Source organism: Arthrobacter sp. UYP6 (assembly GCF_040547315.1).
Classification (GTDB): Bacteria; Actinomycetota; Actinomycetes; order Actinomycetales; family Micrococcaceae; genus Arthrobacter_B.
Genome location: NZ_JBEPPM010000010.1, coordinates 1 through 25,059, shown reverse-complemented (window position 1 = coordinate 25,059; position 25,059 = coordinate 1). Strand labels below are relative to the sequence as shown.

The following is a 25,059-nucleotide window of genomic DNA, read 5'->3' as shown; positions in this document are numbered from 1 at the left end:
GTGGGCACTTCAGCACGAACTTCCGAGGCGGCCCTGGGCCGACGAATCCTGGCTCTGGCCGTCCCGGCACTGGGGGCGTTAATAGCCGAGCCGCTGTTCCTGATCGCGGATTCCGCCATTGTCGGCCACCTGGGTGTTAATGAACTGGCCGGCGTGGGGCTGGCCTCCACAGTGCTGCAGACCGCCGTCGGGCTCATGGTTTTCCTGGCCTACTCCACCACCGGAACTGTGGCCCGCCATCTGGGCGGGGACCGGCACGCCGAGGCCGTAGCCGCGGGGCGGGACGGCATTGGCCTGGCCCTGATTCCGGGCGTGCTCCTCTCCACTGCCGGCATTCTGGCCGCACCGGCCCTTGCCACGGCCATGGGAGCCACCGGCGAGGTGCACACCTTCGCCGTGGACTACCTGCAATATTCGATGCCCGGGCTGACGGCCATGCTGGTGGTGCTCGCGGCCACGGGTGTGCTCCGTGGACTGCAGGACACCCGGACACCACTGGCTGTGGCCGCCGTTGGTTTCGGGGTGAATATCGGTCTGAATTATCTGCTGGTGTACGGCTTCAACCTCTCAGTTGCGGGCTCGGCTCTTGGCACCAGCATCACCCAGTGGGGAATGGCCGCCGTCTATCTGGTGCTGGTGGGGCGCATGGCGCGGGAGGCGGGGATTCCGCTGCGTCCCGCAGTCCGCGGTATCCGCGCCACCGCGGGGGTGGGTTCCTGGCTGATGCTGCGTACGCTGAGCCTGCGTCTGGCGGTGCTGGCAGCGGTTTTGGTAGCCACCGCACAGGGGGCACAGTCCCTTGCCGCCCATCAGCTGGTCATGACCGTTTTCACTTTCCTCGCCTTCGCCCTGGATGCGCTGGCCATTGCCGCGCAGGCGCTCATCGGCAAGGAGCTCGGTGCCGGCAACCGGACCGTGGCGCGGGAACTCACCCGCCGGATGATCCGCTGGGGCGTGGGCTTTGGGGTCATCACCGGAGGGCTGCTGGCCGCCGCGGCTCCCTTCGCCGGCTGGATCTTTACGTCCGACGCCGGTGTGCAGTCCGCGCTGACCGCCGGATTGTGGGTGCTGGCGGCCTCGCAGCCGATCTGCGGACTGGTATTTGTGCTCGACGGCGTGCTCATTGGCGCCGGTGACGCACGGTACCTGGCCGTTACGGGCATGCTGAACCTGGCGGCCTATCTGCCGCTGTTGTGGTGGGTGCATGTTTCGGGACTGGAAGGTCCCGGCGGCATCGCCTGGCTGTGGGCCGCCTTCGCGCTGGCCTACATGAGCGCACGGGCGGTGACACTGTCCTGGCGTATCCGTCAGGATGTGTGGATGGTCACGGGGGCGGCGCCGGGCACCGCGAGCGACTAAGCTGGTGGGTGGCCAACCGGCCACACGATTTTCAGACACGAAAGCGGAGGCTCGGCAGTGGGCGATTCCAACCACGGCACCCCGTGGGTACCCATCCTCCTACGTTCCGCCACGGCGGCTGCGTTCGGCATCCTGACCGTTTTCTGGCAGTCGCCGGGCGTCGGCGTTCTTTCCGCGGCCGGCGGCCTGTACCTGCTGGTAACGGGCTTCGCCGTCTCACGGATGGCTGTCCTTGCGGGCACCGGCTCAGAAGCGCGGATCCGCAGCCTGCAGCTGCTGGAAGCCGCCGTCTACGCGGCAGCCGGTGTAGCAATCCTCGCCCTGCGGTCCGTTGAAGTCTTCTGCGTGGCAGCCGGCCTTGCCCTGGTGGTGGGCGGCGCCGTCGAACTCTATCTCTGGACCACGGCCCGCAAAACGTTCCTGCCAGCCCGGGACTGGCTGATCACGGGAGTTGTGAGCCTGGGAACCGCCATCATCCTAGTGGTGGTGCAGCTCATGGGCCTCGGTGCGCACGCCATGCTGGGAGTTACCGGCGGTTCAGCCATCATCATTGCCGTCATGCTGGCAACCTCGGGCCTCGGCGCCCGCTGGGACGCCCGTTCGCAGGGCCGGTCACAGCCGGCAGCGGCGGCCCGGCAAAAGCCGTAAACTGGAAAACTCCGGTTCTACCTACTGTAGAACTGGGAACAACAACGCAGCAGGAGGAAAATCAGTGGCGAACAGCTCATCCGGTGGGCCGCAGAAGCGGAACTCCGTGAAGGCCCCGCTCATTTTTTCTGCCGTGCTGGCTGTGATTGCGGGCGTTGCCACGATGATCTTCGCCACCGGCGGGGCCGAGAAGGAACTGCGGGTTGATCTGGCGCTGATAGCAGCCGGCATTGCGTTTATAGCTTCCGTCCTGATCTGCTCACTGCTCCTCATGACGGAAAAGCCCAATCCGGAACACCTCAGCGAAGGCTCCGGCATTCACCGCAGTTCGGCCAATATTCCCGGCGGTGCCGGCTCTGTAGGCGGCCGCAGCGCCGGTGCAGCCGCAGCATCCACGCCCGGGGAAGCTGCGGACCGTACCGTGAACACCTCGGACGCGGCCGACGGCGACTCCCTTCCCACCGACCCCCGCCCCACCGACCCCACGGTCTAGCCGTCCCCCCAGTGCGAACAGCTATCGGCGGCGTTTGCGGGATTTAGGTTTTGGTGGTGTTGGCTTCAATGATCTGGCCTCAGGAACCGGATGCGAGGGCATCTGGACCGGCTCCTGAACCGGGTTCGCCGGGTGCCGTCCGGGCTCAGCCGCGGCACCGGCGAGGTTTTCGGGATCGTCGAGTATGCGGGCGAGTCCTGCGAGCTGGTCGCGGCCGGCGTTGTCCGCCCCCGCCGGAGGCGCGGCAGCTAGGGCAACGGCCGGATTCCGCCGCCGCATGAGAAGCAGTGCGGCAGCGCAGACGGCGGCAACACCGGAGGCCAGGGCCAGCATCAGCATGGAGTAGAACCAGAGAAGTGACCAGTTGGGCGGAGCGGACACCGGTGGAGTTAAGCCCCCGGTGAGGCAGATAAGCCAGTACGCGATACTGCTGCCGATAATCACCCATGCGGTACGGGACGAGACTGAATACAGCAGGTTCTGCAGCTTCTGGTCCTGAATGGGTCCTAGGAAGAGGCCGTGGTGCCGTCTGCTCGACGTCCTCAAGTCTAGGTAGCCTGTTCCGGGGCCGGACAGCCCTTGGTGCGTTTAGGGTGCGTTTGTGGCCAAGGGGGTTGCCGGGCCGGTGGACTCCTCCACAATGACCTTCACTGAGCCTGTGGGCTGCTGATCGGCGATGGCATCGCTCAGGGGCTTTACCTGATCTCCAGGCACGCGGACCGTGATGCTGGCCGTACGCCCGCTGGTGCTGAGCCAATGAAGTTGAACCTGCGGAGCCGAATCGGAGCCGAGCCAGGCTTTGAATGCGTCCGTTGCGTCTCGGAGCTGCTGAGCAGTGAATTCTGCAGTGAAGGGAACGGCGCCTGCCGCAAGAACTGCGGCTTCGGCTTCGGGGGTGGTCACCGCCACGTGGAGTTGGTTGTTCTCGATCCAGGCATCGGAATAGGCGGGGCCGAGGTCGGTTTTTAACTGGGTATGCAGTTGCAGGAGCTGGGTCATGTTTTCATCCATAGCTGTGTCAGGGTCGGAGGGTGTGGCCGGAACAGCTCCGGTGGTTCCTGCGCCAGGGTTCTCCGGTCCGGCCGGTGCCTCAGGGGCGTCGGGGTTCGCTGACGACCCTGCCTCCGCAGATTCGGCGGTAAGCGGGGCAATTCCCGGCAGCTGCTGGTCCTGGCCGCAGGCACTCAGAACCAACAGGACAGCAGTTGCCAGAACGGCAACCGGTGCTGCGGTGTGCGTCTTCTTTGGGCTGGACATCAAGGCCTCCTGAGGTTGTTAAGCAGGTAATACCAAAGCGGGCCCCGGCACAAGGCTGGGACCCGCTTCGGTTTTTTACGCTAGCTGCAGATTAGGCATCCTGCATCTGGCGGCGACGGTTGATCAGCAGGGCGCTGATGCCACCGGCCGTGAGCAGTGCGCCTGCTCCGGCGAAGAGACCCATGCCGGCAACGCCGGTGTCGGGCAGGCCGTCACCATTGTTGTCCGGTGCCGGAGTCGGCGTCGGGGTGGGGTCGCCCGGCTGCGGTGCCGGCGTGGGGCCGGGCACAACGGGCGGTGCTTCGGGAGCAATCTCCACGGCGGTGACGCTGAAGACCAAGTATGTGTCCTCGGAAGTTGCTCCGCTGAGGGTCTGAGCGGCACGCAGCGAGTAAGAGCCCGGAGCCAGGGCGGGGGCCGCAACGCTCCAGCTGCCCTCGTCTGTCACCAAGGCGCTAAAGGGAGTCTCGCCGACAGTGAGGTTTACTGTGGCGCCGGCGGTGCCGGTGCCGGAGATCTTGTCAGGCGTGGAACCTTCGGCGAAGTCCTGTCCGTCTACAACCGAGGTGATGACCGGCTTGTTCAGGATGACCTTGAAAGCAGAGGCAGCCTCAGGGGACTTCGACTTGCCGGCAATGCCGTCCTGTGTTGCGGCCACGGAGTACTCGCCGTAGGACAGTGCGTCCTCGAGCTTGTATTCCCAGTTGCCCTTGTCATCGATAGTGGCGGTGCCGGTTTCTTCAACGGCAGCGGTTGCCTGCGCGGAGTCTGACGTATCAGCCGCAGAGGTACCTGTGATGTCCACAGTGACCTCGGCATTGGCAACGCCGGTGCCCTTGATGGTCTTGACGGAGTCAGCAATCTGCGCGCCGGCACCCGGGTTAGTAATGACCGGAGCGGCCAGGGGAGCTTCCTTCACAGACAGCTCGTAGGAGGAAGTCTTGGACTTATTGAAGCCGTTGACGGCCTGAACCGTGAACTCCAGCGTGCCGCCTTCCGGAATGGTGGACGGGGCCGTGAAGCTCCATGCACCGTCCACGACGTCAAGGTCGGTGGTCTCGCCGTTGCGGGTGAGCTTGACCGCGGTGCCGGCCGGAGCAGAGCCGCTGATGGCGGCGTCCGTCAGGACGGTTGCCTTGTTCTCGTGAGAGGTCAGCTTCGGTGCGTCGACGAACATTGCAACGGTGTAGCCGCCGGTGTGACTGAGACCGTCGGACAGCGAGGTGGAGAACATGAGCTCGTCGGTTCCACGGGTACCAATGGCACTGTTGATGCCAACGGCGATGGTTCCCGACACCGTGGGTCCACCGGAGTCGCCCGGTGCGGCGTTCCCCTTCATCGTGGATTCGAAACCCATGACGCCGCGCAGGTCCTTGGGATCCGCGGCTTGGTTGTGCCCGCCGACGGCGAACCAGCCTACTCCGGTCACCTCGCCACAGCTCCAGCCGGTGGTACGGCCGGACTTGCAGATTGCAGCACCAACAATGGCGTCCGCTGTGCCCGTGACCTGGACAGCATCCGCGGTGAGGTCCTTAGCATTCGTCCATTTGGTGACCTCTGGCAGAAGATCGAGATCCTCGTTTATTTTGTCGATAACAGCAATATCGGTGCCAGTGCCCTCAGGCGGGTTGTTGATGTCGTACTCAGCGGGAATATTCGGGATCGGCGCGTTGCTCGGGCCGCCGAACTGGGAAAAGCCCCAAGTGCCGAGTTCGGCCAGGAGGGACGGATTGTCGGTTCCGCTGGCCGGGTCACCGGTGGGATCGGTCAGGAGTGCTTCAGTGACTTCACCGTCCTGAGCACAGTGGCCGGCGGTGATCACAGCAGCGTCACCTTCGCTGTTGAAGCCGTTGAATCCAATGGAGCATAAGGCGGCGCCATTGGTAACGGGGCTGGCATAGCCCTGGCCGTTGACGACGTCCTCGACCGGAGTAGCCGCACCCGAAGAGTCGGCAACGGTAACGTTCGTGTACTTCTTGGCGATGGCCTCGGCCGGAGACCCGGCTACTTCGGCCAGGCTCTTTGAGAGCACGGAGCTGCCCAGTGTGGCGTCTTTGTCGACACTGATGACATAACCTGAACCATTCCACATGATGGACTGCAGGCCCGCAACACCGATGTTGGCGATGTAGTCAGCACGGATTTTGTCGATGTTGGCGCGGTAATCCCCGGTGAGGCTGAGCGGAGATGCGGTCCCTTCATCTGAAGCCGGTTCCTCGGTGGCTTCGGGTTCTTCGGAGGCTGTGGGTGCTTCGACACTCGGAGCGTCGGTTGCCTCTTCGGTGGCTTCGGCGGCGGGCTCGGAAGCCTCAACCTCAGCTTCTTCGGTCGCGGGAGCCACGAGGGTGGCGTCAAGCTCGAGCGCAAGAGCCTCAAGGGCCTCTCCCGAACCGGTGATGACAATCGTGTCGTCATCGATGGCAATGCCTACAAAGCCTTCGGTGGCCTGGAGCTCGGGAAGGGCATCTGCTGCCTTCTTGCCCAGCTCGCCGGCTGCTTCGAATTCCTCGACGGTCATGCCGAGGTCGCGCAGAAGGGCTTCAGCCAGGCCGGGAGCCAGGGTGCTTTCCTCTTCAGCGGGAGCAGTCTCGTCAGGGACGGTCTCTTCGACAACCGTTTCTTCAGCGGCAGTCTGATCAACCGGAGCTTCCGTGGTTGCGGTGGCTGGTGCGGTTGTGTCCGGCTCGGCTGCCGGTGAGGCGATGGCCGGCGAAGCGATAAACGCTCCGCTCACCGCCAATGCTGTTACGGCGCCCAGAGCGCCGACGCGTTTGTAAAACGCGCTCGAGTTGTCCTGCAATTGAAACCCCCATTTTGTGCTGGCACAGCCCGCGTCCCCGAAGCGGGCACAGGGGTAGCCCTGGCCGAAACAACGCGGAGTCGAGACTGAGTGGAATAGCCGCCCGCCGTTACGGCGGACGAAGCTCAAGGTGGGCATAACGGCAGGTGAGGAAACTAACAAGACCACTTAGCACTTTTGGGTCGGCATTCGCCGTAAGAAACACCGTGCACGCCGGCGTCGTTAGACGGCGGGGTCCTGCCTGGCCGCCAGGCGGCTGCGGTAGGAGCGGACATGGGCCCGGTTGCCGCAGTTCCCGGTGTCGCAGAAGCGCTTGGACCGATTGCGTGTCAGGTCCAGGATCACCGCGGAGCAGTCCGCGGCGGCGCACGTTCCAAGCCGGTCCAGCTCGCCGCCCCGCAGGACGTCCGCCAAGGCCATCGCCGCTTCCGTGGACATGCGCTCCTCCAACGGTGCCGCGGGCGAGGTGCAGTGCAGATGCCAGCCCCACTCGTCGTGCCGAACCACCTGCGGAAGGGCACGGGAGTTGCGCAGCAGCTGATTCACTCCGGTGGCCAGCACCGCTTCGTCCGCGGTCCACAGCAGGCGCAGCCCTGCCCGCAGATGCCGGACCGCACGCAGCTCGGCGGCCGCGTGGGTGCGGGAGCCGCTGAAACGCTCCTGTGCCAGAAATGCATCCAGGTCAGCGAGGGTCAGTAGGGCATCCTGACTGCCCGCTCCAGTGTTGATGAGAGCGGCCACGGTGCCGAGCGAATCCACCGTGTCATGTCCTAAGACCATCGTGAATCCTGACATCTTGGGGAAGGTCTTCCTAGTGTAATGACCTAAGGGGCAGAATGGACCTGACTGGTCCCAGGGGACATTGAAATCCGTGCTCTTGGAGGCACCATGAACCGTTACGTCGGAAAAAGGCCCGCTAAGGCGGGCGTCCTGCATGCCCCCGGCAGGCTGGGCAGCAACAGCAGCAGCACCGGTATTGCGGTGGCCCTTGTATCCTCGGCAGTCTTTGGGCTCTCGGGATCCTTCGCCAAGTCCCTGCTGGAAACCGGATGGACGTCCACCACGGCGGTGGCTGTGCGCATGGGCGGTGCCGCGCTGGTGCTCCTTGTTCCGGCGCTGGTGGCGCTGCACGGGCGCTGGTACCAGGTCCGGGAAAACTGGAAGACAATTCTCGCCTTTGGATTCATTGGCGTGGCCGGCTGCCAGTTTTTCTACTTCAATGCCGTGGAGCGGCTCTCAGTGGGGGTGGCGCTGCTACTGGAGTTCCTGGCACCTGTGATCATGGTGCTGTGGATCTGGGCCGCCACGCGGCGCCGGCCCGGCTTAAGGACCATTGGCGGAGCTGCGGCTGCCATCGCCGGACTGGTGCTTGTGCTGGATATTGGCGGCGCGGTCCACGTCGATCCCGTGGGTGTCCTCTGGGGTCTTGCAGCAGCGGTGTGCCTGGCGATCTACTTCTTTATTACCGCAAAGCAGAACGATTCCCTGCCGCCGCTGGTACTGGCCACAGGAGGGATGCTCGTAGGTGCCGTCACCATGGTGCTGCTCGGTGTCGTGGGCATACTTCCCACCGGTTTCAGCACCGGCGATGTGGTGCTGGCCGGCCGGGTGACGCCGTGGTGGGTGCCGCTGGCGGGTCTGGTCCTCTTCTCCACCGTGCTGGCCTATGTCACCGGAATTGTGGCGGCACGGACCCTCGGATCTCGAGTAGCCTCCTTTGTCTCCCTAACCGAAGTGCTCTTCGCGGTGCTGTGGGCCTGGCTGTTCCTGTCCGAGCTGCCCGGCACCGTGCAGCTCCTTGGTGGTGCGCTGATTGTCCTGGGGGTGGTGCTGGTGCGCTCGGACAAAACCGCCGGACTGCCCGGCGAGTTCATAAAAAGAGCCTGATCCTTGCGCGTAAGCTGGCCCGCCGCACTGCCGTACCTCGCTGCGGCGGGCCGCCCGCTAGACCTGCGGTTCGACCTGTGGCTCCCCCTGGTCCGCCGCGGCATCCACGCGGATTTCGCGCTTGAGGATCTTTCCGGTGGGCCCCTTGGGCAGGGCGTCCGTCAGGATCACGCGGCGCGGATACTTGTAGGCTGCCAGCCGGTCCTTGGTGAACTCGCGGATTTCCGATAGCAGTGCCTCGCGGGCCTCGTTGTCCGCAGGCTGGACATCTTCCTTCAGGCCCACCACAGCTACGATCTCCTCGCCGTGCAGTTCATCGGGCACTCCGATGACGGCGGCCTCGGCGACGGCGGGATGCTCATAGAGCACTTCCTCAACCTCGCGCGGATAAACGTTGTAACCGCCGCGCAGGATGACATCCTTCTTGCGGTCAACAATGTAGATGTTTCCGGCGTCGTCTACCCGGCCCAGGTCTCCGGTGCGGAACCAGCCGTCGGGAATGGCCGCCTGCGTTGCTTCCGGATTGTTCCAGTATTCCTTCATCACGCCGGTGCCCTGCACTGCCAGCTCTCCGACCTCGCCCTCCGGCAGGTCGTTGCCGTCCGGGTCCACCACCCGCACCAGCATCCCTGCCACCGCCTTGCCGATGGAGCCGGCCATGCGGTCCGGGCCCGGCAGATTGAAGGAGACCACGGGTGAGGTTTCGGAGAGGCCATAGCCCTCCAGCAGCTGGGTGCCGAAGACACGTTCAAACTCATGCAGTACTTCCAGCGGCATGGCTGAGCCGCCGGTGATGGCGCCGCGAAGTGTCGAGACGTCCGTGGCGGCAAGATGGGGATGGCGCAGCATGCCCACGTACATGGTGGGCACACCCTCAAAGATGGTGACACCGTCGCGCTCAATGATCTCCAGCGCCTTTCCGGCATCAAACCGGGGGAGCAGGCTGATCGAGGCGCCGGCCATGACCGCCGAGTTCAGTGCGGACGTCTGGCCGAACACGTGGAAGAACGGCAGCCCGCCAAAAATCACGTCTGATTCCACCGTATGCAGCAGATTCCGGGAGATTTCGGCATTGCTGACCAAGTTGTTGTGGGTCAGTGCGGCACCCTTGGGCCGCCCGGTGGTCCCGGAGGTGTAAAGAATGACGGCGATGTCCTCCCCGTCGACCTCCCGTACCTCAGTCACTGACTCAGCGCCGGCCAGCAGTTGCAGGAAGCCCCCCGCATCCACCGGAATGACCTCGACTCCGCCGGCCTCCTCCGCCCCGCCCAGGGCTTCGGCCAGAATCCCATCCCAGGCGAAGACCAGCCGTGCGCCGGAATCCTGCAGGTGGTAGGCCACTTCACGGGCCTTTAGGAGTGGATTCATGGGAACCACCACCGCCCCGTAGCGAAGCACCCCGTAGTACACAAAGGCCATCTGTGGAATGTTAGGCATGATCAGGGCTACGCGGTCTCCGGGTTCAATTCCGCGCGCCGCGAGGACGCCGGCCACTTTGGCGCTCATGGCATCGAGGGCTGCATAGGGGACCGTGGTGTCATCGAGCTTCAGGACCGCGCGGTCCGGAACCCGGGCGGCGGTTTCGGTAAGGATTCCGGCGAGGTTTTGCATGAAGATCTCCTTTGATCAGGCGTAGAGCTTCCAGGCGGTGGCGGTCAGTATGGTGGTCCGATTGCGGCGGTGAGCTGCATCACATACCGGCCGGTATGGAGCAGTCTAACGCCAGCCGGCCCCCTGCGGGGCTGCAGCGGGCAGATTTTTCTTCCGGGGAGCACGTGCTGGCAATCGGAGTGTCGGCGGCCCGGCGTAATCTGGATTCAGGGAAGGGCGCCGTTCGGCACCCCACCCCGGTCATCCAAGCCACCCTCACCAGAGCCCCGTCACCCGAGTCAAAGGAACACCGTGCCCACTTCCGCGGCGCCCGCCCCCACCCCTGCCGTCCGGCAGTCAGTGCTGGCCACCCTGAAGTCACCGCGGCTGCTCAAAACAGAGGTCCTGGCCGGCCTGGTGGTTGCCCTGGCACTGATCCCGGAGGCGATCGCGTTTTCCGTTATCGCCGGAGTGGACCCGCGGATGGGTCTGTTCGCCTCCTTCACCATGGCGGTCACCATCTCCTTTGTGGGCGGCCGCCCCGCCATGATCTCCGCCGCCACGGGCGCCGTCGCCCTGGTCATCGCCCCGGTGGTGGCCAGCCACGGCGTGCAGTACCTGGTGCCGACCGTGATCCTGGCCGGCGTCCTGCAGATCCTGCTCGCACTGGCCGGTGTGGCCAAGCTGATGCGCTTCATTCCGCGCTCCGTGATGGTGGGTTTCGTGAACGCCCTGGCGATTCTGGTGTTTTCCTCCCAGCTGCCCGAACTGATCGGTGTGCCGTGGCTGGTCTACCCGATTGTCGCCGTCGGGTTGGTCATTGTTTTTGGCCTGCCCCGGCTGACGACGGCGGTGCCCGCACCGTTGGTGGCGATTGTGGTCCTGACCGTTGCCGCCGTTGCCGCCGGTTGGAAGATCCCCACGGTGGGGGACAAGGGCGAGCTGCCCAACAGCCTGCCCGCCCTGTTGTTCCCGGATATTCCGCTCACCCTGGAAACCCTGCAGATCATTGCCCCGTACGCCGTGGCCATGGCCTTTGTGGGCCTGCTCGAATCCCTGCTGACCGCCAAGCTCGTGGATGACATCACCGATACCCGCTCCTCCAAGCCGCGCGAAGCCGCCGGGCAGGGCATCGCCAACATTGTCACTGGGTTCTTCGGCGGCATGGGGGGCTGCGCCGTGGTGGGGCAGACCATGATGAACGTGAAGGCCTCCGGCGCCCGCACCCGGATCTCCACCTTCCTGGCCGGTGTTTTCCTGCTCGTCCTGGTGGTCGTACTTGGCGACGTTGTGGCACTGATTCCCATGGCGGCGCTGGTGGCCGTGATGATTTTTGTGGCCTGGGCTGCCTTTGACTGGCACAGCATCCGGCCCTCCACCCTGAAGCGGATGCCCAGGTCCGAGACCGCAGTCATGCTCATCACGGTGCTGGCCACGGTGATCACGCACAACCTGGCAATCGGCGTGGGTGCCGGAGTGCTCGCGGCCATGGTGCTGTTCGCGAGGCGGGTGGCGCACTTTGTCACTGTGCAGCGGACCGTGGCGGACGATGGCGGGATGGTCACCTACGCGGTGCAGGGGGAGCTGTTCTTCGCCTCCTCCAATGACCTGTACACCCAGTTCGAGTACGCTCTGGACCCCGCGGAGGTGGTGATCGACATGAGTGCCTCGCACGTCTGGGATGCTTCGACGGTCGCAGCGCTGGACGCCATCGCGGAGAAGTACCGCAACCGCGGTAAAACCGTCAGCATCACGGGGCTCAACGACTCCTCCGACGCGATCCGCTCCCGGCTCAGCGGCCGGCTAGGCAGCTAAGCCGGTACGCTCGGCTCATGACTGCCGTCCACGCCGTGATTGCCTCGCCCATCGGGCTCCTCACCCTGGTGGCCGAGGGCGGGGCACTCACTGCGGTGTACATGGAGAACCACAAGCGCGGTCCGGCGGCTGAAACCCTCGGCACCCGGCTAATGCTGGATCCGCCCGCCAAGGAGGCTGCTGCGGGCACCACTGCAGGCGCCGTCGCCACAGTGGGGCACGACGGCGGCACCGTGGCCAACGCCGTCCTGCTGGCGCAGGCGCGAGACCAGCTGGGCGAGTATTTTGCCCGTGAGCGTCAGGAGTTCGACCTGCTGCTGGCCCCGGTAGGCAATCCGTTCCGGCAGCGGGTCTGGGCGCTCCTGCGCGATATTCCGTACGGCCAAACCCGCTCGTACGGTGCCCTGGCCCGTGAGCTGGGAGATAAGAACCTGGCGCAGGCCGTTGGCGCGGCGAACGCGCGCAACCCCGTCTCCATCATCATTCCGTGTCATCGGGTGGTGGGCGCTGCCGGTGCACTCACCGGCTACGCGGGCGGGTTGGACCGCAAGCATTTCCTGCTGGGCCTGGAGGATCCGCGGCGGGTCGAGGACACGCTGTTCTGACGCCGGGCCACGCCCGCCCACGCAGCGGACAGTGGAAGCCTGCAGAGTGAGATTATGGGAGCGTACGCCGGAGAGGGCTCACAAAAGCTGCTCCGGGAACGTCTACCGGGTGTGGAAGTGAAACCGTTCGAAGCCATAGTCAGGGAACACGGCCCGGCCGTGCTGCGCGTTTGCCGTGCCGTGCTGGGGCCGCAGGACGCTGATGACGCCTGGTCCGAGACGTTCCTGGCGGCGCTGCGGACCTACTCCGAGCTGCCGCCGGGCGCCAATATCCAGGCCTGGCTTGTGACCATCGCCAAACACAAGGCCATCGACGTCCATCGCGGCGCCGCCAGGCGGCCTCTTCCCGTGGGTGACCTGCCGGAACAGCAGGACCGTTCCGGAGCGGGCGCCGGCGCCGGGGGACCCCATAGATTCCCGGGCGGCAGCGATGACTATGATCCGCTCTGGACTGCGCTGAGAACCCTGCCGCAGCGCCAGCGGGAGGCACTGGCCTATCACCATCTGGCTGGCCTGCCGTACGCCGAAGTGGCAGTGATATTAGGCTCAACCGAGGCCGCGTGCCGCCGCTCGGCAGCGGACGGCATGAAAAAACTGCGCAGCTTGAACCTGGAGGATTCCCGATGATCCCGCCGCTCGAAGAAATGCCGCCGGAAGAGACCCCGCTCGAAGGAATGCCGCCGGAGCTGCAGCTGCAGCCCGGGGAGGAGGCCGCCGAGCACGCAACCCTGGCCCGCCTGCATCTGCGGTTGGCGGCAGCCGCCGAGCACACCGGTCTGCTGGACGTGGCGTATACGGTCATCGACACACCGGTGGGTGAACTGTTGCTGGCCGCCACGCCCGCCGGCCTGGTGCGGGTCTCCTTCGCCTGTGAGAACCATGACGCGGTGTTGTCGGCGCTCGCCGAACGGATCAGCCCCCGGATCCTGGCGTCCCCTGAGCGTCTGCAGGCCGCCACGGCCCAGATCGGCGAGTATTTCGCCGGCACACGGCACGGCTTCGACCTGCCCCTGGACCTGCGGCTGACCGCCGGCTTCCGCCGTTCCGTCGTAGAGCACCTCACGGACATTGGGTACGGATCCACCGCCACCTACGCCGCCGTCGCTGCACTGGCGGGCAGTCCCGGCGCGGTCCGTGCCGTCGGTACCGCCTGTGCACTGAACCCCCTGCCCGTGGTGGTGCCCTGTCACCGGGTGGTGCGCTCGGACGGCAGCACCGGCGGTTACCGTGGCGGCCCGGACGCCAAACGGCTGCTGCTGAACCTGGAGGCTGCCGCATGAGCAGTGCACTGTTCCCGCGGGACCGTGCCGAGTTAGGCCCTGGCGCCGTCCATATCCCCGGCTGGCTGGACCTGGCGGCCCAGCGCGGGATCGTGGAGGTTTGCCGGCAGTGGGCAATCGGGCCGGTTCCCATGCGCGCCGCCGTCCTGCCCGGCCGGCATCCGATGTCCGTACAGACGGTGTGTCTGGGCTGGCACTGGCAGCCGTACAAATACACCCGCACCGCCGACGACGCCGGCGGCGGGCGGGTGGCTGAGGTGCCCGACTGGTTGATCTCCCTGGGCCGGCAGGCCCTTGCCGAGGCCTACGGACAACCCGGGGAACCCGGATACGCGCCGGGCCTGTGGAGACCCGAGGACTATACGCCGGACACGGCGCTGATCAATTACTACGCCCACGGTGCACACATGGGCATGCATCAGGACAAGGATGAGAAGTCCAGTGCCCCGGTGGTGTCACTGAGTATCGGCGATACCTGTATATTCCGATTCGGTAATACTTCAACTCGAACCAAGCCCTACACCGACATTGAACTGAATTCCGGCGATTTGTTCGTGTTTGGCGGTCCGTCACGCTTCGCCTATCACGGCGTCCCCAAGACCCTCCCGGGCACCGCTGATCCCGGTTCCGGACTCGCCCGGGGCCGCATCAATATCACCCTTCGCATGACCGGGCTGGCCTGATGAGCCCGTCTGGAGGCCGGACTGTCCGGCACGAACTGCCCCGTGCCGAACCGTTTGCCTGGCAGCCGCTCTTTCGCGTCAGGTCCGGCCCTGATCCGAGTCCGGTTTGGCCGGCCGGGCGCCGTTGACGTGGAGCTTTCCCTGGCTCCGGAGGCCCACGCCGGAGGCTCGGCCCAGACACTGGTACGCGAGGAAGCCGCAGTGCTGTCGCTGCTTCGGTGCTGGCTGGACTTGGACGCGGACCCTGCCGTGGTTGACGACTTCCTCTCCGGCTTTGACCTGCTGGCTCCGCTGGAGGCCGCATCGCCGGGTCTGCGCGTGCCCGGGGCGGTGGATGGCTTTGACACCGCGGTTCAGACAGTCTTGGGCCAGCAGGTCTCGCTGGCTGCCGCCCGCACCTTCGGATCCCGGCTCGGGGCCTCCTTTGGTGGAGCCGAACGGGACGGGCTGCGCACCTTCCCGAGTCCGGAACAGCTGGCCGCCGTGCCGGCGTCGGAGCTCCAGTCGGCCGTAGGCCTAACGCACGCCCGGACCCGCACCGTGGCGGCGCTGGCTAAAACAGCGGCGGCTGGTCTGGTGATACGGGCCGGAGCTGACTCCGGGACTACCCGGGCCGCTTACGGCGCCACCCGGGGAATCAGGCCCCGAGAAGTGTAAACGCCAGGCAGACGGCCGCCGGTCCGCCCTGGATGAAGGCGGGACGGATCATCTTCGGATTGCTGAAGATCAGGACCAGAGCCGCCAGAAACATGGACGCGGAGGCGAAACTCATCAGGGTCAGCCCGGCCACCCTGCTGCCGGCACCGAGCAGCACCACGCCCAGCACGGCACCCACGGCCAGGAACAGGTTGTAAAAGCCCTGGTTGTAGGCCAGTGCCTGGGTGTAGGCCGCCTCCTGGGGGCTGGACACCTTGAAGATGGCCATCGTGGCCGGAGCCGTCCAGCGCAATGATTCCAGGATGAAGATGTACAGGTGGACAGCCGCGGCTATCACGGCAAAAACGGCGGCGGTTATGAGCACTGTGACTCCTCCTAGGCCGAAGACAGCGTCTGGGGGCCCGAGCCGTTAGCCGGCTGCAGGGCAGCGTCGCTGTTGCGGTGCCCTCATCTTTCCACCCGGTGGGGACCCGGCCAAGGCCGGAAGGTCTTTCGGTTAGCGGAGGAGTGGGAACGGCCGCTAGCCTTGAAGAGGCGCCCGGTTCCCCTCCGGGAGCTCCCTGGGCCGCCCCATTTAGCCCCACAGTTAGCAGATACAGTCCCCGGAAGGACAGCCTCCGTGCCCACACCCCGTCCCGCCCGCACCCTTGCCGTGCTTGCTGCCGCCGCGCTGGCCTTATCCGCCTGCGGCTCGGACTATCCCCTGGGCGATGCGCAGCGTGAGGCAGCGGAAAGCAGCACCTCAAAGCTCTCCGGTATTCTCTCCGGATCCGGGTCCAGCGCACAGGGCCCGGCCATGGACGCCTGGATCGCCGGTTTTGGGATCCTCCACCCGAAGGTTCAACTGCAGTATTCCCCGGATGGCTCCGGCGCCGGCCGCAGCGCCCTCTTGGCCGGTGCCGTGGACTTTGCCGGCTCGGACGCTTACCTGCAGGAAGGGGAAATGGATAAAGCAAGGGAGGTCTGCGGTCCCAGCGGTGCCCTGGATATTCCTACGTACATTTCACCGATCGCCGTGGCCTTCAACCTGCCGGGCATCGACGCCCTTAACCTGGATGCTGCAACGATTGCCGGGATCTTCCGCGGCGAGATCGATACCTGGAATGATCCGGCCGTCGCCGGACAGAATCCCGGAATTGACCTTCCGGATCTTCCCATCACGCCGGTGAGCCGGGCCGATGATTCGGGAACCACCGAGAACTTCACGGAATACCTGCACGAGGCGGCACCCGCTGCGTGGCAGGACAGTCCTTCGGGGACCTGGCCCGGAGGGCTGGAGGGCGAAAACGCGCAGGGCAACTCCGGAGTGGTTAGCACCGTGACCCGTACCGAGGGGGCCGTCACCTACGCCGACGATTCGGTCATTGACGACTCCATGGGCACCGTCAACCTGCTGGTCGGGGAAGAGTATATTCCGATCAGTGCCGCCGGTGCTTCCATCGCCGTGGAGCAGGCGAGCCGGGTTCCGGGCCGCGGACCGCATGACATTGCTCTCCATCTGGACCGCACCACCACTGCCCCCGGCGCCTATCCGCTGGTCCTGGTCTCCTACCAGATCTACTGCAGTGCCTATGAAGATGAGCACACCGTGGAGCTGGTGAAGACCTTTGGCCAGTACATCGTCAGCGACGAGGGACAGGCAGCGTCTGAGGATGCCGCCAAGAGTGCTCCGATTCCGGCCGCCCTGGCGGAGCAGGCCAGTGAGGCCATCGAGAGCATCACCACCCTGCCCTGACGTTTGCCGCCTCAGGCCGCGCCACGGGGCGGTTGGCACTTGCTCAACCCCCTTGCGCGGCCGGTGCCGCAGTGGCACCGTTGATTCACGGCAAGTTTAAAGGGGGCCGCAATGCAACCGATTCAGATTGAGCGCTGGTGGCCGTATCTAGACGGCTCGGCCAAGACATGGCTCCGGGAAAACCTCCGCGACGAGGGGATCCCGGGGAAAATCCAGGACCGCATCGCCGAAGCGGGCGGCCCTGTGATGGAGCCGCTTTTTGAGGAACGGGACTGGTTATTCATTGAAGCCCAGCCGCAGCTCGCGGAATAGTACCGCCGCCGGTTGAGGCAAGATGGAATGGTGACTGCGACCGATTCCTCAGCCTCCCCCTCAAGGCATGTGCCCACCGAAGAACCCTCTGCGCCAGAGTCTGACCGGCGCAGAGAGAACCTGAAGCCGCGCGGCACCTTTTCCCGCGGCCTCAAGGAATGCTCCGTCTGGGTTGCCCGGGGGCTTATTGTTCTGGCCGGCCTCGTAGTGATTTGGTTTGGCATCCGGTCGCTGTGGTCCGTTGCCTTGCCTGGCCTGTTGGCACTGCTTCTTTCGTCTATCCTGTGGCCGCTGAACCGGGTGCTGCGCCGGGTGCTGCCCAAAGCCCTCGCAGCTTTGCTTTCCCTTCTGGGATTGCTGGCGGCGATCGCAGCGGTGGCCATGGCGGTGCTTCCTTCTATTTCCTCCGGCTCAAAGGAGCTTGGCCGGATGGCAGGAGAGAACCTTCAGGATCTCAGTGACTTTGTGGCGGATCTTCCGTTTGCCATCCAGGAGGTAGATTTCAACGAACTGCTGGATGTTGGTCTGACCCAACTGCGGGAGCATAGCAGCGACATTGTTTCGGGTATCACAGCGGGGTTGGGCACCGTTACGTCCGTCACCGTGGTGTTCCTGCTGACACTGGTCTTCACTTTCTTCTGCCTCAAGGACGGGGACAAGTTCCTTCCCTGGGCCAGCCGATGGACCAACAACCGCTCCTTTATCCACGCAGTACGGGTCTCCGAGGAGGCCTGGCAGACACTCTCCGCCTACATCCTCGCCCAGGCAACTGTTGCCCTCGCCGACGCCGTTTTCATTGGAATAGGCCTTCTGTTCCTGGATGTTCCGCTGGCACCGGCCCTGATGGTCCTGATCTTCTTTGCCAGCTTCATTCCCATTGTGGGGGCAGTTGCCACCGGAATCCTGGCCACCGTGGTCACGTTGGTGGCCCACGGTTGGGTGACGGCGCTGGTGGTCCTGGGCGTGGTTCTGGTGGTCCAGCAGCTCGAGTCGAACATCCTGCAACCCTTGCTGGTAGGGAAGACCCTGAAGCTGCATCCCGCCGTCGTGCTTGGATCCGTGACCGTGGGCGGCACCCTCTTTGGGATTGTCGGCGCGTTCCTGGCGGTGCCGGCCACCGCCGTCGCCATTGTGGTGCTGAGGTACCTGCGGGACCAGTCACTGACTTCGGCCAATGCAGCGGTATCAGGGGAGGTGCCGGAAGCCAACGGTGCCGATGATCTACATGGGCCGGAACCGGAACCGCCGCATCGGGCTAAGACAGTAACAAACTAGACGGATTCCCGGCCTTCGGAGCGGGGCCCGGGGCTAGTGGCGAAAACTGTAGCCGGGATCATACTTGGTTGACCCCGAGAGGCGGTGAATCCGCTGGTCGCAAAACGGGTCATAGACTGCAATCTCCAAGCGGGCAGTTGCCGGATGGGGACGGTAGATGCAGGTACAGGAGTAGTGCACGCCCGGGACGCCTTTCCGATACTGGTCTGCTGTGAACACGCCATGCTGTTGCAGGCACACGCGGTTTCACCACTCTTATTTTGCCAAACCTGTGCCGGGACGAGGAAAGCGGCGGCCTGAGACAGGCAGCCGGCGGTTAAAAAGCGGGGCGCCTCCGGTGGTCTCACTTCCGGAAGCGCCCCTCGCGTTGCTCTATTAGTATTACCAATCGACCTGTGAAGAAACTGGATGCCGCCCCTTGGACGGACCCGCCCGGGCTAGAGTCCAGCGTCAAGAACCAAGGTCTTAGGGTGCCATTCGCAGGAAGTCCGCTTCCCGCTCCTTACTCCAGGACCGGGCGTACAGCCCCAGCCCCGCCTCGTCGCGGACGGAGATGCCAAGCCTGTTCAACATGAGCCGGCTTTGATACACGGTGAGCTGCTGCGCGCTGCGACTGGCCCTGACCTTGTCTGCCCGATACAGGTAGGTGTCGATCGCCCTGGACCAGCGTTTCCGCCAGTTGTCTACCGCCGGTTCCGATGCAGTGGCGGCCATCAGTCGGTGGGCCGGTAGGATCCGGGGCGCCAGCTGGGAAGTCAGGGCGTTGCGCATGTGCGCGGCTTGGGGGCCCGACGCCGCTGTGCAGCTGCGCAAGTGGCTGTCCCAGTAGTAGTCCCATGAGATCGCGCGGCGGTCGGCCCAAACGGGAGAGCGCGGTCCACGCATCATCGCGTAGCTGGCATCGAAGAGAAGCAGGGCGGCCAGTGATGAACGGCTGTTGGCCTTGGGGAAACGGGACGTGGCCCAGGCTGCGAGATCGGAGGACAGCTCAAATACTTCCTCTGCCAGCGCCAATCCGTCAGCACCGCCGTACTTCGCAAGGTCTGATTCGGCCTTGGGGGATACCGGACCGTACTCCCATCGGGTGGGTATTGGCTCCTCCCGGTACTCGGAGGTCTGCAGTTCACCCAAATTGGGCACTGCCTGGTCCACCAGAGCACGCATCAAGGACTCCAACCGGTCCAGAACGCGGGGCGAGCCGAGGATACGTACCTGAATAAACGGATGGGCCGGGTCCATGCACCGTGTGTGAAACCACCGCAGGGCCCCCCATGACCGCGCCTGCGCAGCCAGAGGTGTGACAACGTCACCGACGACAGCGTCACAGACATCCTTTCCCGTGGGCTGGATGGTCAGTGACCACCACTCGGCTCCGTTGGTTAGCGGCTTGGTTTGTTGTGCTGCAGCTAACTGACTCATTGGAGATGCCTCCCGTTGGTGTCATACCGGGGATGTCGCCCCGGCACTTAGAAAAAGAGAATTGATGTGCTGCGGCGCCCCAGTCCCGCGGCCCAGCGGGACATGTTCTCCCGGCGGTGAAGCTGCGGGAAGAATAACGGTGGGGTACAGGGCGGCATGATCTTGCGGCCTCGGAAGGTGGTGGGGGTTCTCCAACCTGGAGGGAGTCCGGCGTGCGCGCCCTTAAAAGTCTGGGTTCCGTTGCTTCGCTGCCCGGCGGGGTTGGAAACTGAAGAGGTGGATTTGTGTGCGTGTCCTGACCTTCTTCCCAGGAACTGAAGAAGTGATGCCGTCAGGCTCATATCCTTCCAGCAGCCACGCCGTGTCCACCAGAGATATTCGAAAAACCTCTCCGAAACCGAGAAACTAGTTGCACCTACAGAAATATCGGGTATTAGACGGGTGGATCCCCAACGCGGAGGACGCACGCCCACAAGGCTGCCGAGAAAAATTGGCTAAAATCGTTGAACACTCTGGCGCTCGAGGTGTTGGAGACCTTACTGTCCAGTAGGTTGCCAACGGCGACAAACCCAAACCTGTGGCGGGTCAGACCGGTCCGGGTGAATAGAATTACCTGTTCCCCGGCATGTCTAGGGTCAGGGAAGGGCACATGAAAGATCCCTTGTGGCCAACGGAAGTATCCGAGAGGCTCAGAGAGTATTTGTCCGGCACCTTTACCGGTGTGCAGTTCCAGACTGCTCCCTTGGCGGTGTACGACGTCGTCACGCTCGACGTGTCGTGGACGGACGGGCCGGCTCTGCATGAAGTGGACCTGGTTGCGCTGCAGATTGTTCTCCGCCTGCACCTGGACACCTGGGGCACATCCAATGAAGCGGGCTCCAGAATAGACAGGATCTCCAAGCGCCGGACCATGAGTCCGGTCGCCGAGGAGATGCTGTTGAAGGTCCTGGCCGCCGATTTGGGGACCGGCCCGGGGGAGCAGGACCTGGAGCGCTTTTATACGCTGCCGCCGGTCCTCGCCGCGTCGCGGTATCGTGCCGAAAAAGGGACCATCCCCGAATTCCTGGACCTGCTGTTTGAAGCAACAAGTTTCAGGGGCTCGGGGGTGGGGGACGGTGATATCGGCGGACCGGACACTCTTCTGTGCCGATGCGCGCTGTGCGCCTGAGTCTCGAGGTCCCTCAGACATTCGAATAGAGGCAGTGAAGCACTAGGAGACGGGCTGTCCGGCCTGCTCTGTCAGCACGTCGGCTCCGGGAGCGGATGCCGCGCTGGTCTTGCGCGTCAGAGTGATGAATGACACTGCCGAGAGAACTGCAAACGCGACCATGGCAATGCCCATCGGAACTGCGGTGTCTTCGCCGCCAAGGCCCACCAGCGGCGCCACGGCAGCTGCCAGCACATATTGCAGGCAGCCAAGGAACGCTGAGCCGGTTCCGGCGTGGTGGCCGGCTTCTTCAAGGGCCAGCGCCGTGGCATTGCCAAAAATAAAGCCGAGTGACCCCTGGAAGACCGCAAACAGGACCAGCATCGGAGCCGTTGGGGTTCCGGAGAGTGCGAAGATCAGCAGTCCGGCTGCGGCTAAGACCGCAACCACCAGGCCGATGGAGATCATCCGGCGGTAGGAAACCTTGCCGGCCAGCGCGGCGGCCACCACGCTGACAATCGTGATGCACAGGGCGTTCATGGCGAATATCAGCGAGAAGCGGGTCTCGGACAGTCCCATGATGTTCTGGATGATGAACGGGGACGCAGAGATGTAGGCAAACAGGCCGGCAAAGGCGAAGCAGAAGGTCAGCAGGTAGCCGGTGTAATTCCGGTTGCGCAGGACCACTCCGGCCACATGCAGCGTGGTCTTGACTCCGCCGTGGTTGCGGTCTTCAACCGCCAGAGTCTCCTTGGCGCCGAACACCGCCCAGACGAAGAGGGCCAGGACCAGTGTGGCCAGAATCCAGAACACCGCGCGCCATCCGGCCGCGGCAATGATGGCACCGCCGGCCAGGGGGGCAATAACGGGGGCGATGACACAGATGATGGTGAGCACACCCAGGAGCTTGGCGGCGGCAGCTCCGCGGGACGTGTCAGACACGATGGCGCGGGCCAGAACAACGCCGGCTGCACCGCCCAGGCCCTGCAGGAAGCGGGCGGAGGCCAGGATTTCCACATTGGGGGCGACGGCGCACGCGGCGCTGGCGACCGCACAGACGAAGGTACCCACCAGCATGGGCTTCCGCCGCCCAATGCCGTCGGACAGCGGACCGATGAACAGCTGGCCGAGGCCAAGCCCCACCAGGAAGGTTGTCATCGTCAGCTGGATGCCGGCAGCGGTGGTGTCCAGGTCTCCGGCCATGCCCGGGAAGGCAGGAAGGTAAAGATCAATGGAGAGGGGGCCCAGCGCGGTCAGCAGGGCCAGGAGGAGAATGAGTTGTCCGCTCGTGCGGCGCACGATCGAGGGAGGGGTGGCGCTGGAATCGGGCATGATGGCTTTCTGAGGTGCGGCGATGAAGTATTCAACTATATATATGTCAACATATATATGTCAAGATATGGGTTAGGATAGGTGGATGGCAGACAACACGGAGGCTGCGGCGCGACGGCGCGAAGTGGCCATGCTCCTGCGGGACCTCTCCTGGACCATTCACCGACGGGTTCCCGAGGTGACCGGGGTGGACCCCCTGACATCCACGGATCTCGCAGTGTTGAAACACGTGTTGGAAGCGCCGGGATTGACCGTGACTGAACTGTCCCGGCGCGTTGCGCTGAAGCAGAGCAATGCCAGTGCGGCAGTCCGGACCCTCACGGACCGCGGGCTGGTGACCAGGGAAAGCAGTCAGAGCGACCGCCGGATCAGCAGGCTTTTCCCCACAGACAGGGCCCTGGCTCAGGATGAGGCCATTAGCGACGCGTGGGCGGGGCCCATTAGGAAGGCGCTCGCCGGTTTGGATGAGCGGGAGTCAGCGGCCCTGGAGGAGGCGGCCCAGGCGCTCCAAGCCCTCAACTCCCTACTCCGGTCCGACCAGAGTTCCTGAGGCCGGCCCTACGTTGGGCCCCCGGACTCTGCGGTCCGGGACTTTTGGGACCCTCCTCCGCGGAACCTGCGGTAGCTATAAATAATCAGGCTTAGGGCGATGAGGCCTGAAGTGATTAATCCCGTTCCGGTGCCCCATCCGCCGGGGAGCCACAAACTGCTGTCGTAGGGCCACCACTGCGGAGCTGTTGCCCAGAGTCCCCAGGTGATGCCTACGGCCATGACGGCAAACGCACCGGCAACACTGGCGGTAATGCGGGGCCAGCTCTGCACTCCCTTTTCCGCCGTTTCGAAGGCCTTGGCCTTCACGGGCCGCAGGAACCGCTGAGCCCACCGGTATCTCAGTGACAGGACGGCCAGCCCCGCCACAAGGGCGAGGAGTCCGGGGCCCGGCAGGACCAGCGCCGCCAGTCCCAAAACGACCAGCGTCCATCCTGCCACCTCGATGCCGGTTCGCCGCAGCCACGGCGGGAACCTGTCACTTTTCACTCCTTTTGCCCTGTTTGCGGCCAGGGCTCCGGACGGCATGTCTGGCGCTCAGGCACCCAGACCAGCTTTAGCTATGCCGTGGGGGAAGCGCCGGCTACCCGTGGTTTCTGCTTCTGTGCTGGCACTCATGGGAGGGTTCCCTTCCGCGGCTCGGTCCCTGGGATCAGTGTCCCAGAAGAGGAAGAATGCATCCAAAACACAGGGTACCCACTTGCTAGTTCTTTGGCGGCCATCCTGGCGCTAGGACGAGGGCTTTGCTGGTGAAGCGGGGCTCTCTTTATCCACTTCCAGTGCGGGCTGCTCCTCCCGCTCCTCGCTCCGGTCCCTGCCGTTTTCCTCTGCTTTGGCCTCCTCGACGAGCCGAGCAGTCACCTCATCGTTAAACTCATCCGGTGTGCCGGCCAAATTGTTCTCCATGGCGTCGGCTCCGGGGTTGATGTTGCGATCCTGGTTACTCATGTTGTTCTCCTGCCGGTGGTGGGCTGTGAACTGCCGGTGCTGCTGTACTGAAGTGAAGGGGGGAAACCGGTCCTACCTTCCCAGCCTCGCATATCCTCTACCGGGCTGGACCCGGCCGGGCCCCAAGGATTATCGAAATTCCGCCAGCACCGGCGCATGAATAACAGGAACAGCAGCGGCACAGGCGAGGGCTGCCCATGCAAACAGCAGCGGCACCGGGCTGGCCAGCATCGGTTCCGCCCTGGGGATGTCCAGGCAATCCGCCTGGGAACGCTTTCGCTAAAGCCGGGCGCCGGGATCCGGCACCTGAAGGTTCAGGAGCCTAACGCCCGGCGACGGCGGCCAGATCGTGCCGTACGGCCGCCGGTTCCTGGTCCAGCGGCATGTTCCGGGCATCCCGAACGCCGTCCAAAGAGCCCTGCGGATCCCGTTCCAAAGGAGCGAAAAACTCGTCAAAGTCGATGGTGGCCGGGCCGGTCTCGGAGATCAGCTCAAGGGTCTTGTTCACTGCCTCATCGGAACCGACCGCATGCACCAGGACCTGGGCGATCTGGCGGCGGGCCACCGCGCCGTCGGCCGGCGTTCCCGTATGCCGCGGATCCCCCTGCAATGCCACGAGACGGTGCTGGCCGGCGTCGTTATAGTCAAACCAGCCCGGCCGCACAATGGTGTAAGGCTGGCCGCTGGCCCGAACCAGCCGCTCCGAACGCCTTTTCCAGTCGAGCAGCTGGCCGAAGCTCCCGGCTCGGCCGGTCAGCCCGACGGCGGTCATGAGGACTACGCGGACCCGCCGCCCGCCCAGGGCCGCAAGGACATTGCGGACCCCGCCGTAGTCAACGCGTTCGGCCTCCTCGGCGCGCTCCGACCCCAGGGTGAGGATAACGGCGTTGACCCCTTCCACGGCTGGCGGCAGGGTTTCGGGACGGGTCACATCTGCCACCACAACGTGGGCATCATCCGGCAGCAGCCGCGATGCCTTCGCGCGGTTCCGCACCAGGGCCCGGGTGGTGTAGCCCTCGCGCAGTGCTTCCGCGACAACCAGGTGGCCGATGCCGCCGGTACCACCGACAACCAGAATTGTGGTCATGGGGTTCTCTTTCGCTTTGGGCCTTTCGGCCGGACAGCTGCGGTAATTCGAGCGTCGCACACGGGATGCGGTGCCGGTACCCTAGGTGTACTCAGTCACCACGTTAATTACACGAAAATAGGGTGAAGACCTCTTAGATTTGGTGGTTACCACACACGCCGAACCTAAGAGGTCTTCATGT

At 64.6% G+C, this 25,059-nt stretch carries 26 protein-coding genes; 15 read left to right on the top strand and 11 right to left on the bottom strand.

Going from position 1 to position 25,059, the window contains the following annotated elements; genetic code table 11:
• The 3 genes from ABIB35_RS09935 (at nucleotide 1) to ABIB35_RS09925 (ending at nucleotide 2,500) form a co-directional block, all read left to right on the top strand.
• Complete coding sequence (locus ABIB35_RS09935; protein ID WP_354181021.1) at nucleotides 1–1,359, top strand: MATE family efflux transporter; 1,359 nt, start codon at nucleotides 1–3, stop codon at nucleotides 1,357–1,359.
• Between the two features lie 57 nt (nucleotides 1,360–1,416).
• Nucleotides 1,417–2,007: a hypothetical protein gene (locus ABIB35_RS09930; protein ID WP_354181020.1), complete on the top strand. Its 591-nt coding sequence runs from the start codon at nucleotides 1,417–1,419 to the stop codon at nucleotides 2,005–2,007.
• A 64-nt stretch (nucleotides 2,008–2,071) separates the two neighbouring features.
• Nucleotides 2,072–2,500: a hypothetical protein gene (locus ABIB35_RS09925; protein ID WP_354181018.1), complete on the top strand. Its 429-nt coding sequence runs from the start codon at nucleotides 2,072–2,074 to the stop codon at nucleotides 2,498–2,500.
• Nucleotides 2,501–2,521: 21 nt separating this feature from the next.
• Here ABIB35_RS09925 and ABIB35_RS09920 read toward each other — a convergent pair whose 3' ends face one another.
• From ABIB35_RS09920 to ABIB35_RS09905, 4 genes are all read right to left on the bottom strand, one after another.
• Nucleotides 2,522–2,881: a hypothetical protein gene (locus ABIB35_RS09920; protein WP_354181016.1), complete on the bottom strand. Its 360-nt coding sequence runs from the start codon at nucleotides 2,879–2,881 to the stop codon at nucleotides 2,522–2,524.
• Nucleotides 2,882–3,088: 207 nt separating this feature from the next.
• Complete coding sequence (locus ABIB35_RS09915) at nucleotides 3,089–3,757, bottom strand: hypothetical protein (protein WP_354181015.1); 669 nt, start codon at nucleotides 3,755–3,757, stop codon at nucleotides 3,089–3,091.
• 91 nt (nucleotides 3,758–3,848) lie between these two features.
• Complete coding sequence (locus ABIB35_RS09910; RefSeq protein WP_354181013.1) at nucleotides 3,849–6,557, bottom strand: hypothetical protein; 2,709 nt, start codon at nucleotides 6,555–6,557, stop codon at nucleotides 3,849–3,851.
• Between the two features lie 222 nt (nucleotides 6,558–6,779).
• Nucleotides 6,780–7,337: a CGNR zinc finger domain-containing protein gene (locus tag ABIB35_RS09905; protein ID WP_354181011.1), complete on the bottom strand. Its 558-nt coding sequence runs from the start codon at nucleotides 7,335–7,337 to the stop codon at nucleotides 6,780–6,782.
• A gap of 108 nt (nucleotides 7,338–7,445) precedes the next feature.
• Here ABIB35_RS09905 and ABIB35_RS09900 point away from each other — a divergent pair, with 108 nt between their 5' ends.
• Nucleotides 7,446–8,444: an EamA family transporter gene (locus ABIB35_RS09900; protein ID WP_354181009.1), complete on the top strand. Its 999-nt coding sequence runs from the start codon at nucleotides 7,446–7,448 to the stop codon at nucleotides 8,442–8,444.
• Nucleotides 8,445–8,501: 57 nt separating this feature from the next.
• On the opposite strand, the gene ABIB35_RS09895 is transcribed toward ABIB35_RS09900, so the two are convergent.
• Nucleotides 8,502–10,055, bottom strand: coding sequence for a long-chain-fatty-acid--CoA ligase (locus ABIB35_RS09895; protein ID WP_354181007.1), 1,554 nt, complete (start codon nucleotides 10,053–10,055; stop codon nucleotides 8,502–8,504).
• 291 nt (nucleotides 10,056–10,346) lie between these two features.
• Here ABIB35_RS09895 and ABIB35_RS09890 point away from each other — a divergent pair, with 291 nt between their 5' ends.
• The 6 genes from ABIB35_RS09890 to ABIB35_RS09865 are packed head-to-tail and all read left to right on the top strand — an operon-like array spanning nucleotide 10,347 to nucleotide 15,074.
• Complete coding sequence (locus ABIB35_RS09890; RefSeq protein ID WP_354181005.1) at nucleotides 10,347–11,849, top strand: SulP family inorganic anion transporter; 1,503 nt, start codon at nucleotides 10,347–10,349, stop codon at nucleotides 11,847–11,849.
• Nucleotides 11,850–11,866: 17 nt separating this feature from the next.
• Nucleotides 11,867–12,454, top strand: coding sequence for a methylated-DNA--[protein]-cysteine S-methyltransferase (locus ABIB35_RS09885; RefSeq protein WP_354181003.1), 588 nt, complete (start codon nucleotides 11,867–11,869; stop codon nucleotides 12,452–12,454).
• A gap of 54 nt (nucleotides 12,455–12,508) precedes the next feature.
• A complete protein-coding gene (locus ABIB35_RS09880) occupies nucleotides 12,509–13,081 on the top strand; it encodes an RNA polymerase sigma factor (RefSeq protein ID WP_354181001.1) in 573 nt (190 codons plus the stop codon).
• A 47-nt stretch (nucleotides 13,082–13,128) separates the two neighbouring features.
• Nucleotides 13,129–13,734 (top strand): methylated-DNA--[protein]-cysteine S-methyltransferase, encoded by a 606-nt coding sequence (locus ABIB35_RS09875; RefSeq protein WP_354181163.1) that lies wholly within the window; start codon nucleotides 13,129–13,131, stop codon nucleotides 13,732–13,734.
• On the top strand, nucleotides 13,731–14,417 hold the full coding sequence (locus ABIB35_RS09870) for an alpha-ketoglutarate-dependent dioxygenase AlkB family protein (protein ID WP_354180999.1): 687 nt from the start codon (nucleotides 13,731–13,733) through the stop codon (nucleotides 14,415–14,417). The genes ABIB35_RS09875 and ABIB35_RS09870 overlap by 4 nt, the downstream gene beginning before the upstream one ends.
• Nucleotides 14,418–14,459: 42 nt before the next feature.
• Nucleotides 14,460–15,074 (top strand): DNA-3-methyladenine glycosylase family protein, encoded by a 615-nt coding sequence (locus ABIB35_RS09865; protein ID WP_354180997.1) that lies wholly within the window; start codon nucleotides 14,460–14,462, stop codon nucleotides 15,072–15,074.
• On the opposite strand, the gene ABIB35_RS09860 is transcribed toward ABIB35_RS09865, so the two are convergent.
• Nucleotides 15,055–15,438: a DUF1304 domain-containing protein gene (locus ABIB35_RS09860; protein ID WP_354180995.1), complete on the bottom strand. Its 384-nt coding sequence runs from the start codon at nucleotides 15,436–15,438 to the stop codon at nucleotides 15,055–15,057. The two genes, ABIB35_RS09865 and ABIB35_RS09860, sit on opposite strands and share 20 nt — an antisense overlap.
• Nucleotides 15,439–15,693: 255 nt before the next feature.
• Here ABIB35_RS09860 and pstS point away from each other — a divergent pair, with 255 nt between their 5' ends.
• The 3 genes from pstS (at nucleotide 15,694) to ABIB35_RS09845 (ending at nucleotide 18,396) form a co-directional block, all read left to right on the top strand.
• Nucleotides 15,694–16,809 carry a phosphate ABC transporter substrate-binding protein PstS gene (gene pstS, locus ABIB35_RS09855; protein ID WP_354180993.1) on the top strand — a complete coding sequence of 372 codons (1,116 nt, stop codon included), beginning with the start codon at nucleotides 15,694–15,696 and terminating at the stop codon, nucleotides 16,807–16,809.
• A 111-nt stretch (nucleotides 16,810–16,920) separates the two neighbouring features.
• A complete protein-coding gene (locus ABIB35_RS09850) occupies nucleotides 16,921–17,121 on the top strand; it encodes a hypothetical protein (protein WP_354180992.1) in 201 nt (66 codons plus the stop codon).
• 30 nt (nucleotides 17,122–17,151) lie between these two features.
• Nucleotides 17,152–18,396 carry an AI-2E family transporter gene (locus tag ABIB35_RS09845; RefSeq protein WP_354180990.1) on the top strand — a complete coding sequence of 415 codons (1,245 nt, stop codon included), beginning with the start codon at nucleotides 17,152–17,154 and terminating at the stop codon, nucleotides 18,394–18,396.
• A gap of 465 nt (nucleotides 18,397–18,861) precedes the next feature.
• Here the strand turns inward: ABIB35_RS09845 and ABIB35_RS09840 are convergent, their stop codons facing one another.
• Complete coding sequence (locus ABIB35_RS09840) at nucleotides 18,862–19,815, bottom strand: lantibiotic dehydratase C-terminal domain-containing protein (protein WP_354180988.1); 954 nt, start codon at nucleotides 19,813–19,815, stop codon at nucleotides 18,862–18,864.
• A gap of 649 nt (nucleotides 19,816–20,464) precedes the next feature.
• On the opposite strand from ABIB35_RS09840, the gene ABIB35_RS09835 reads away from it, so the two are divergent.
• Nucleotides 20,465–20,983, top strand: a complete 519-nt coding sequence (locus tag ABIB35_RS09835) for a hypothetical protein (protein ID WP_354180986.1) — start codon at nucleotides 20,465–20,467, stop codon at nucleotides 20,981–20,983.
• A gap of 42 nt (nucleotides 20,984–21,025) precedes the next feature.
• On the opposite strand, the gene ABIB35_RS09830 is transcribed toward ABIB35_RS09835, so the two are convergent.
• On the bottom strand, nucleotides 21,026–22,294 hold the full coding sequence (locus tag ABIB35_RS09830) for a multidrug effflux MFS transporter (protein WP_354180984.1): 1,269 nt from the start codon (nucleotides 22,292–22,294) through the stop codon (nucleotides 21,026–21,028).
• 85 nt (nucleotides 22,295–22,379) lie between these two features.
• Here ABIB35_RS09830 and ABIB35_RS09825 point away from each other — a divergent pair, with 85 nt between their 5' ends.
• Complete coding sequence (locus tag ABIB35_RS09825) at nucleotides 22,380–22,844, top strand: MarR family winged helix-turn-helix transcriptional regulator (protein WP_354180982.1); 465 nt, start codon at nucleotides 22,380–22,382, stop codon at nucleotides 22,842–22,844.
• An 8-nt stretch (nucleotides 22,845–22,852) separates the two neighbouring features.
• Here the strand turns inward: ABIB35_RS09825 and ABIB35_RS09820 are convergent, their stop codons facing one another.
• The 3 genes from ABIB35_RS09820 to ABIB35_RS09810 all read right to left on the bottom strand — a co-directional run bounded on the left by ABIB35_RS09820 (nucleotide 22,853) and on the right by ABIB35_RS09810 (nucleotide 24,878).
• Complete coding sequence (locus ABIB35_RS09820; RefSeq protein WP_354180981.1) at nucleotides 22,853–23,332, bottom strand: PGPGW domain-containing protein; 480 nt, start codon at nucleotides 23,330–23,332, stop codon at nucleotides 22,853–22,855.
• A gap of 240 nt (nucleotides 23,333–23,572) precedes the next feature.
• Nucleotides 23,573–23,791: a hypothetical protein gene (locus ABIB35_RS09815; RefSeq protein WP_354180979.1), complete on the bottom strand. Its 219-nt coding sequence runs from the start codon at nucleotides 23,789–23,791 to the stop codon at nucleotides 23,573–23,575.
• A gap of 322 nt (nucleotides 23,792–24,113) precedes the next feature.
• Entirely contained in the window at nucleotides 24,114–24,878 is a 765-nt protein-coding gene (locus tag ABIB35_RS09810) for an SDR family oxidoreductase (RefSeq protein ID WP_354180978.1), read from the bottom strand.
• Nucleotides 24,879–25,059 lie beyond the last annotated feature (181 nt).

Bases quoted from the DNA above. Each gene is read 5' to 3' on its own strand.
- ABIB35_RS09915 (WP_354181015.1), bottom strand. From the start codon at position 3,757: ATGTCCAGCCCAAAGAAGACGCACACCGCAGCACCGGTTGCCGTTCTG.
- ABIB35_RS09905 (WP_354181011.1), bottom strand. From the start codon at position 7,337: ATGGTCTTAGGACATGACACGGTGGATTCGCTCGGCACCGTGGCCGCT.
- ABIB35_RS09900 (WP_354181009.1), top strand. From the start codon at position 7,446: ATGAACCGTTACGTCGGAAAAAGGCCCGCTAAGGCGGGCGTCCTGCAT.
- ABIB35_RS09895 (WP_354181007.1), bottom strand. From the start codon at position 10,055: ATGCAAAACCTCGCCGGAATCCTTACCGAAACCGCCGCCCGGGTTCCG.
- ABIB35_RS09885 (WP_354181003.1), top strand. From the start codon at position 11,867: ATGACTGCCGTCCACGCCGTGATTGCCTCGCCCATCGGGCTCCTCACC.
- ABIB35_RS09880 (WP_354181001.1), top strand. From the start codon at position 12,509: ATGGGAGCGTACGCCGGAGAGGGCTCACAAAAGCTGCTCCGGGAACGT.
- ABIB35_RS09875 (WP_354181163.1), top strand. From the start codon at position 13,129: ATGCCGCCGGAGCTGCAGCTGCAGCCCGGGGAGGAGGCCGCCGAGCAC.
- ABIB35_RS09870 (WP_354180999.1), top strand. From the start codon at position 13,731: ATGAGCAGTGCACTGTTCCCGCGGGACCGTGCCGAGTTAGGCCCTGGC.
- ABIB35_RS09850 (WP_354180992.1), top strand. From the start codon at position 16,921: ATGCAACCGATTCAGATTGAGCGCTGGTGGCCGTATCTAGACGGCTCG.
- ABIB35_RS09840 (WP_354180988.1), bottom strand. From the start codon at position 19,815: ATGAGTCAGTTAGCTGCAGCACAACAAACCAAGCCGCTAACCAACGGA.
- ABIB35_RS09835 (WP_354180986.1), top strand. From the start codon at position 20,465: ATGAAAGATCCCTTGTGGCCAACGGAAGTATCCGAGAGGCTCAGAGAG.
- ABIB35_RS09830 (WP_354180984.1), bottom strand. From the start codon at position 22,294: ATGCCCGATTCCAGCGCCACCCCTCCCTCGATCGTGCGCCGCACGAGC.
- ABIB35_RS09825 (WP_354180982.1), top strand. From the start codon at position 22,380: ATGGCAGACAACACGGAGGCTGCGGCGCGACGGCGCGAAGTGGCCATG.
- ABIB35_RS09815 (WP_354180979.1), bottom strand. From the start codon at position 23,791: ATGAGTAACCAGGATCGCAACATCAACCCCGGAGCCGACGCCATGGAG.
- ABIB35_RS09810 (WP_354180978.1), bottom strand. From the start codon at position 24,878: ATGACCACAATTCTGGTTGTCGGTGGTACCGGCGGCATCGGCCACCTG.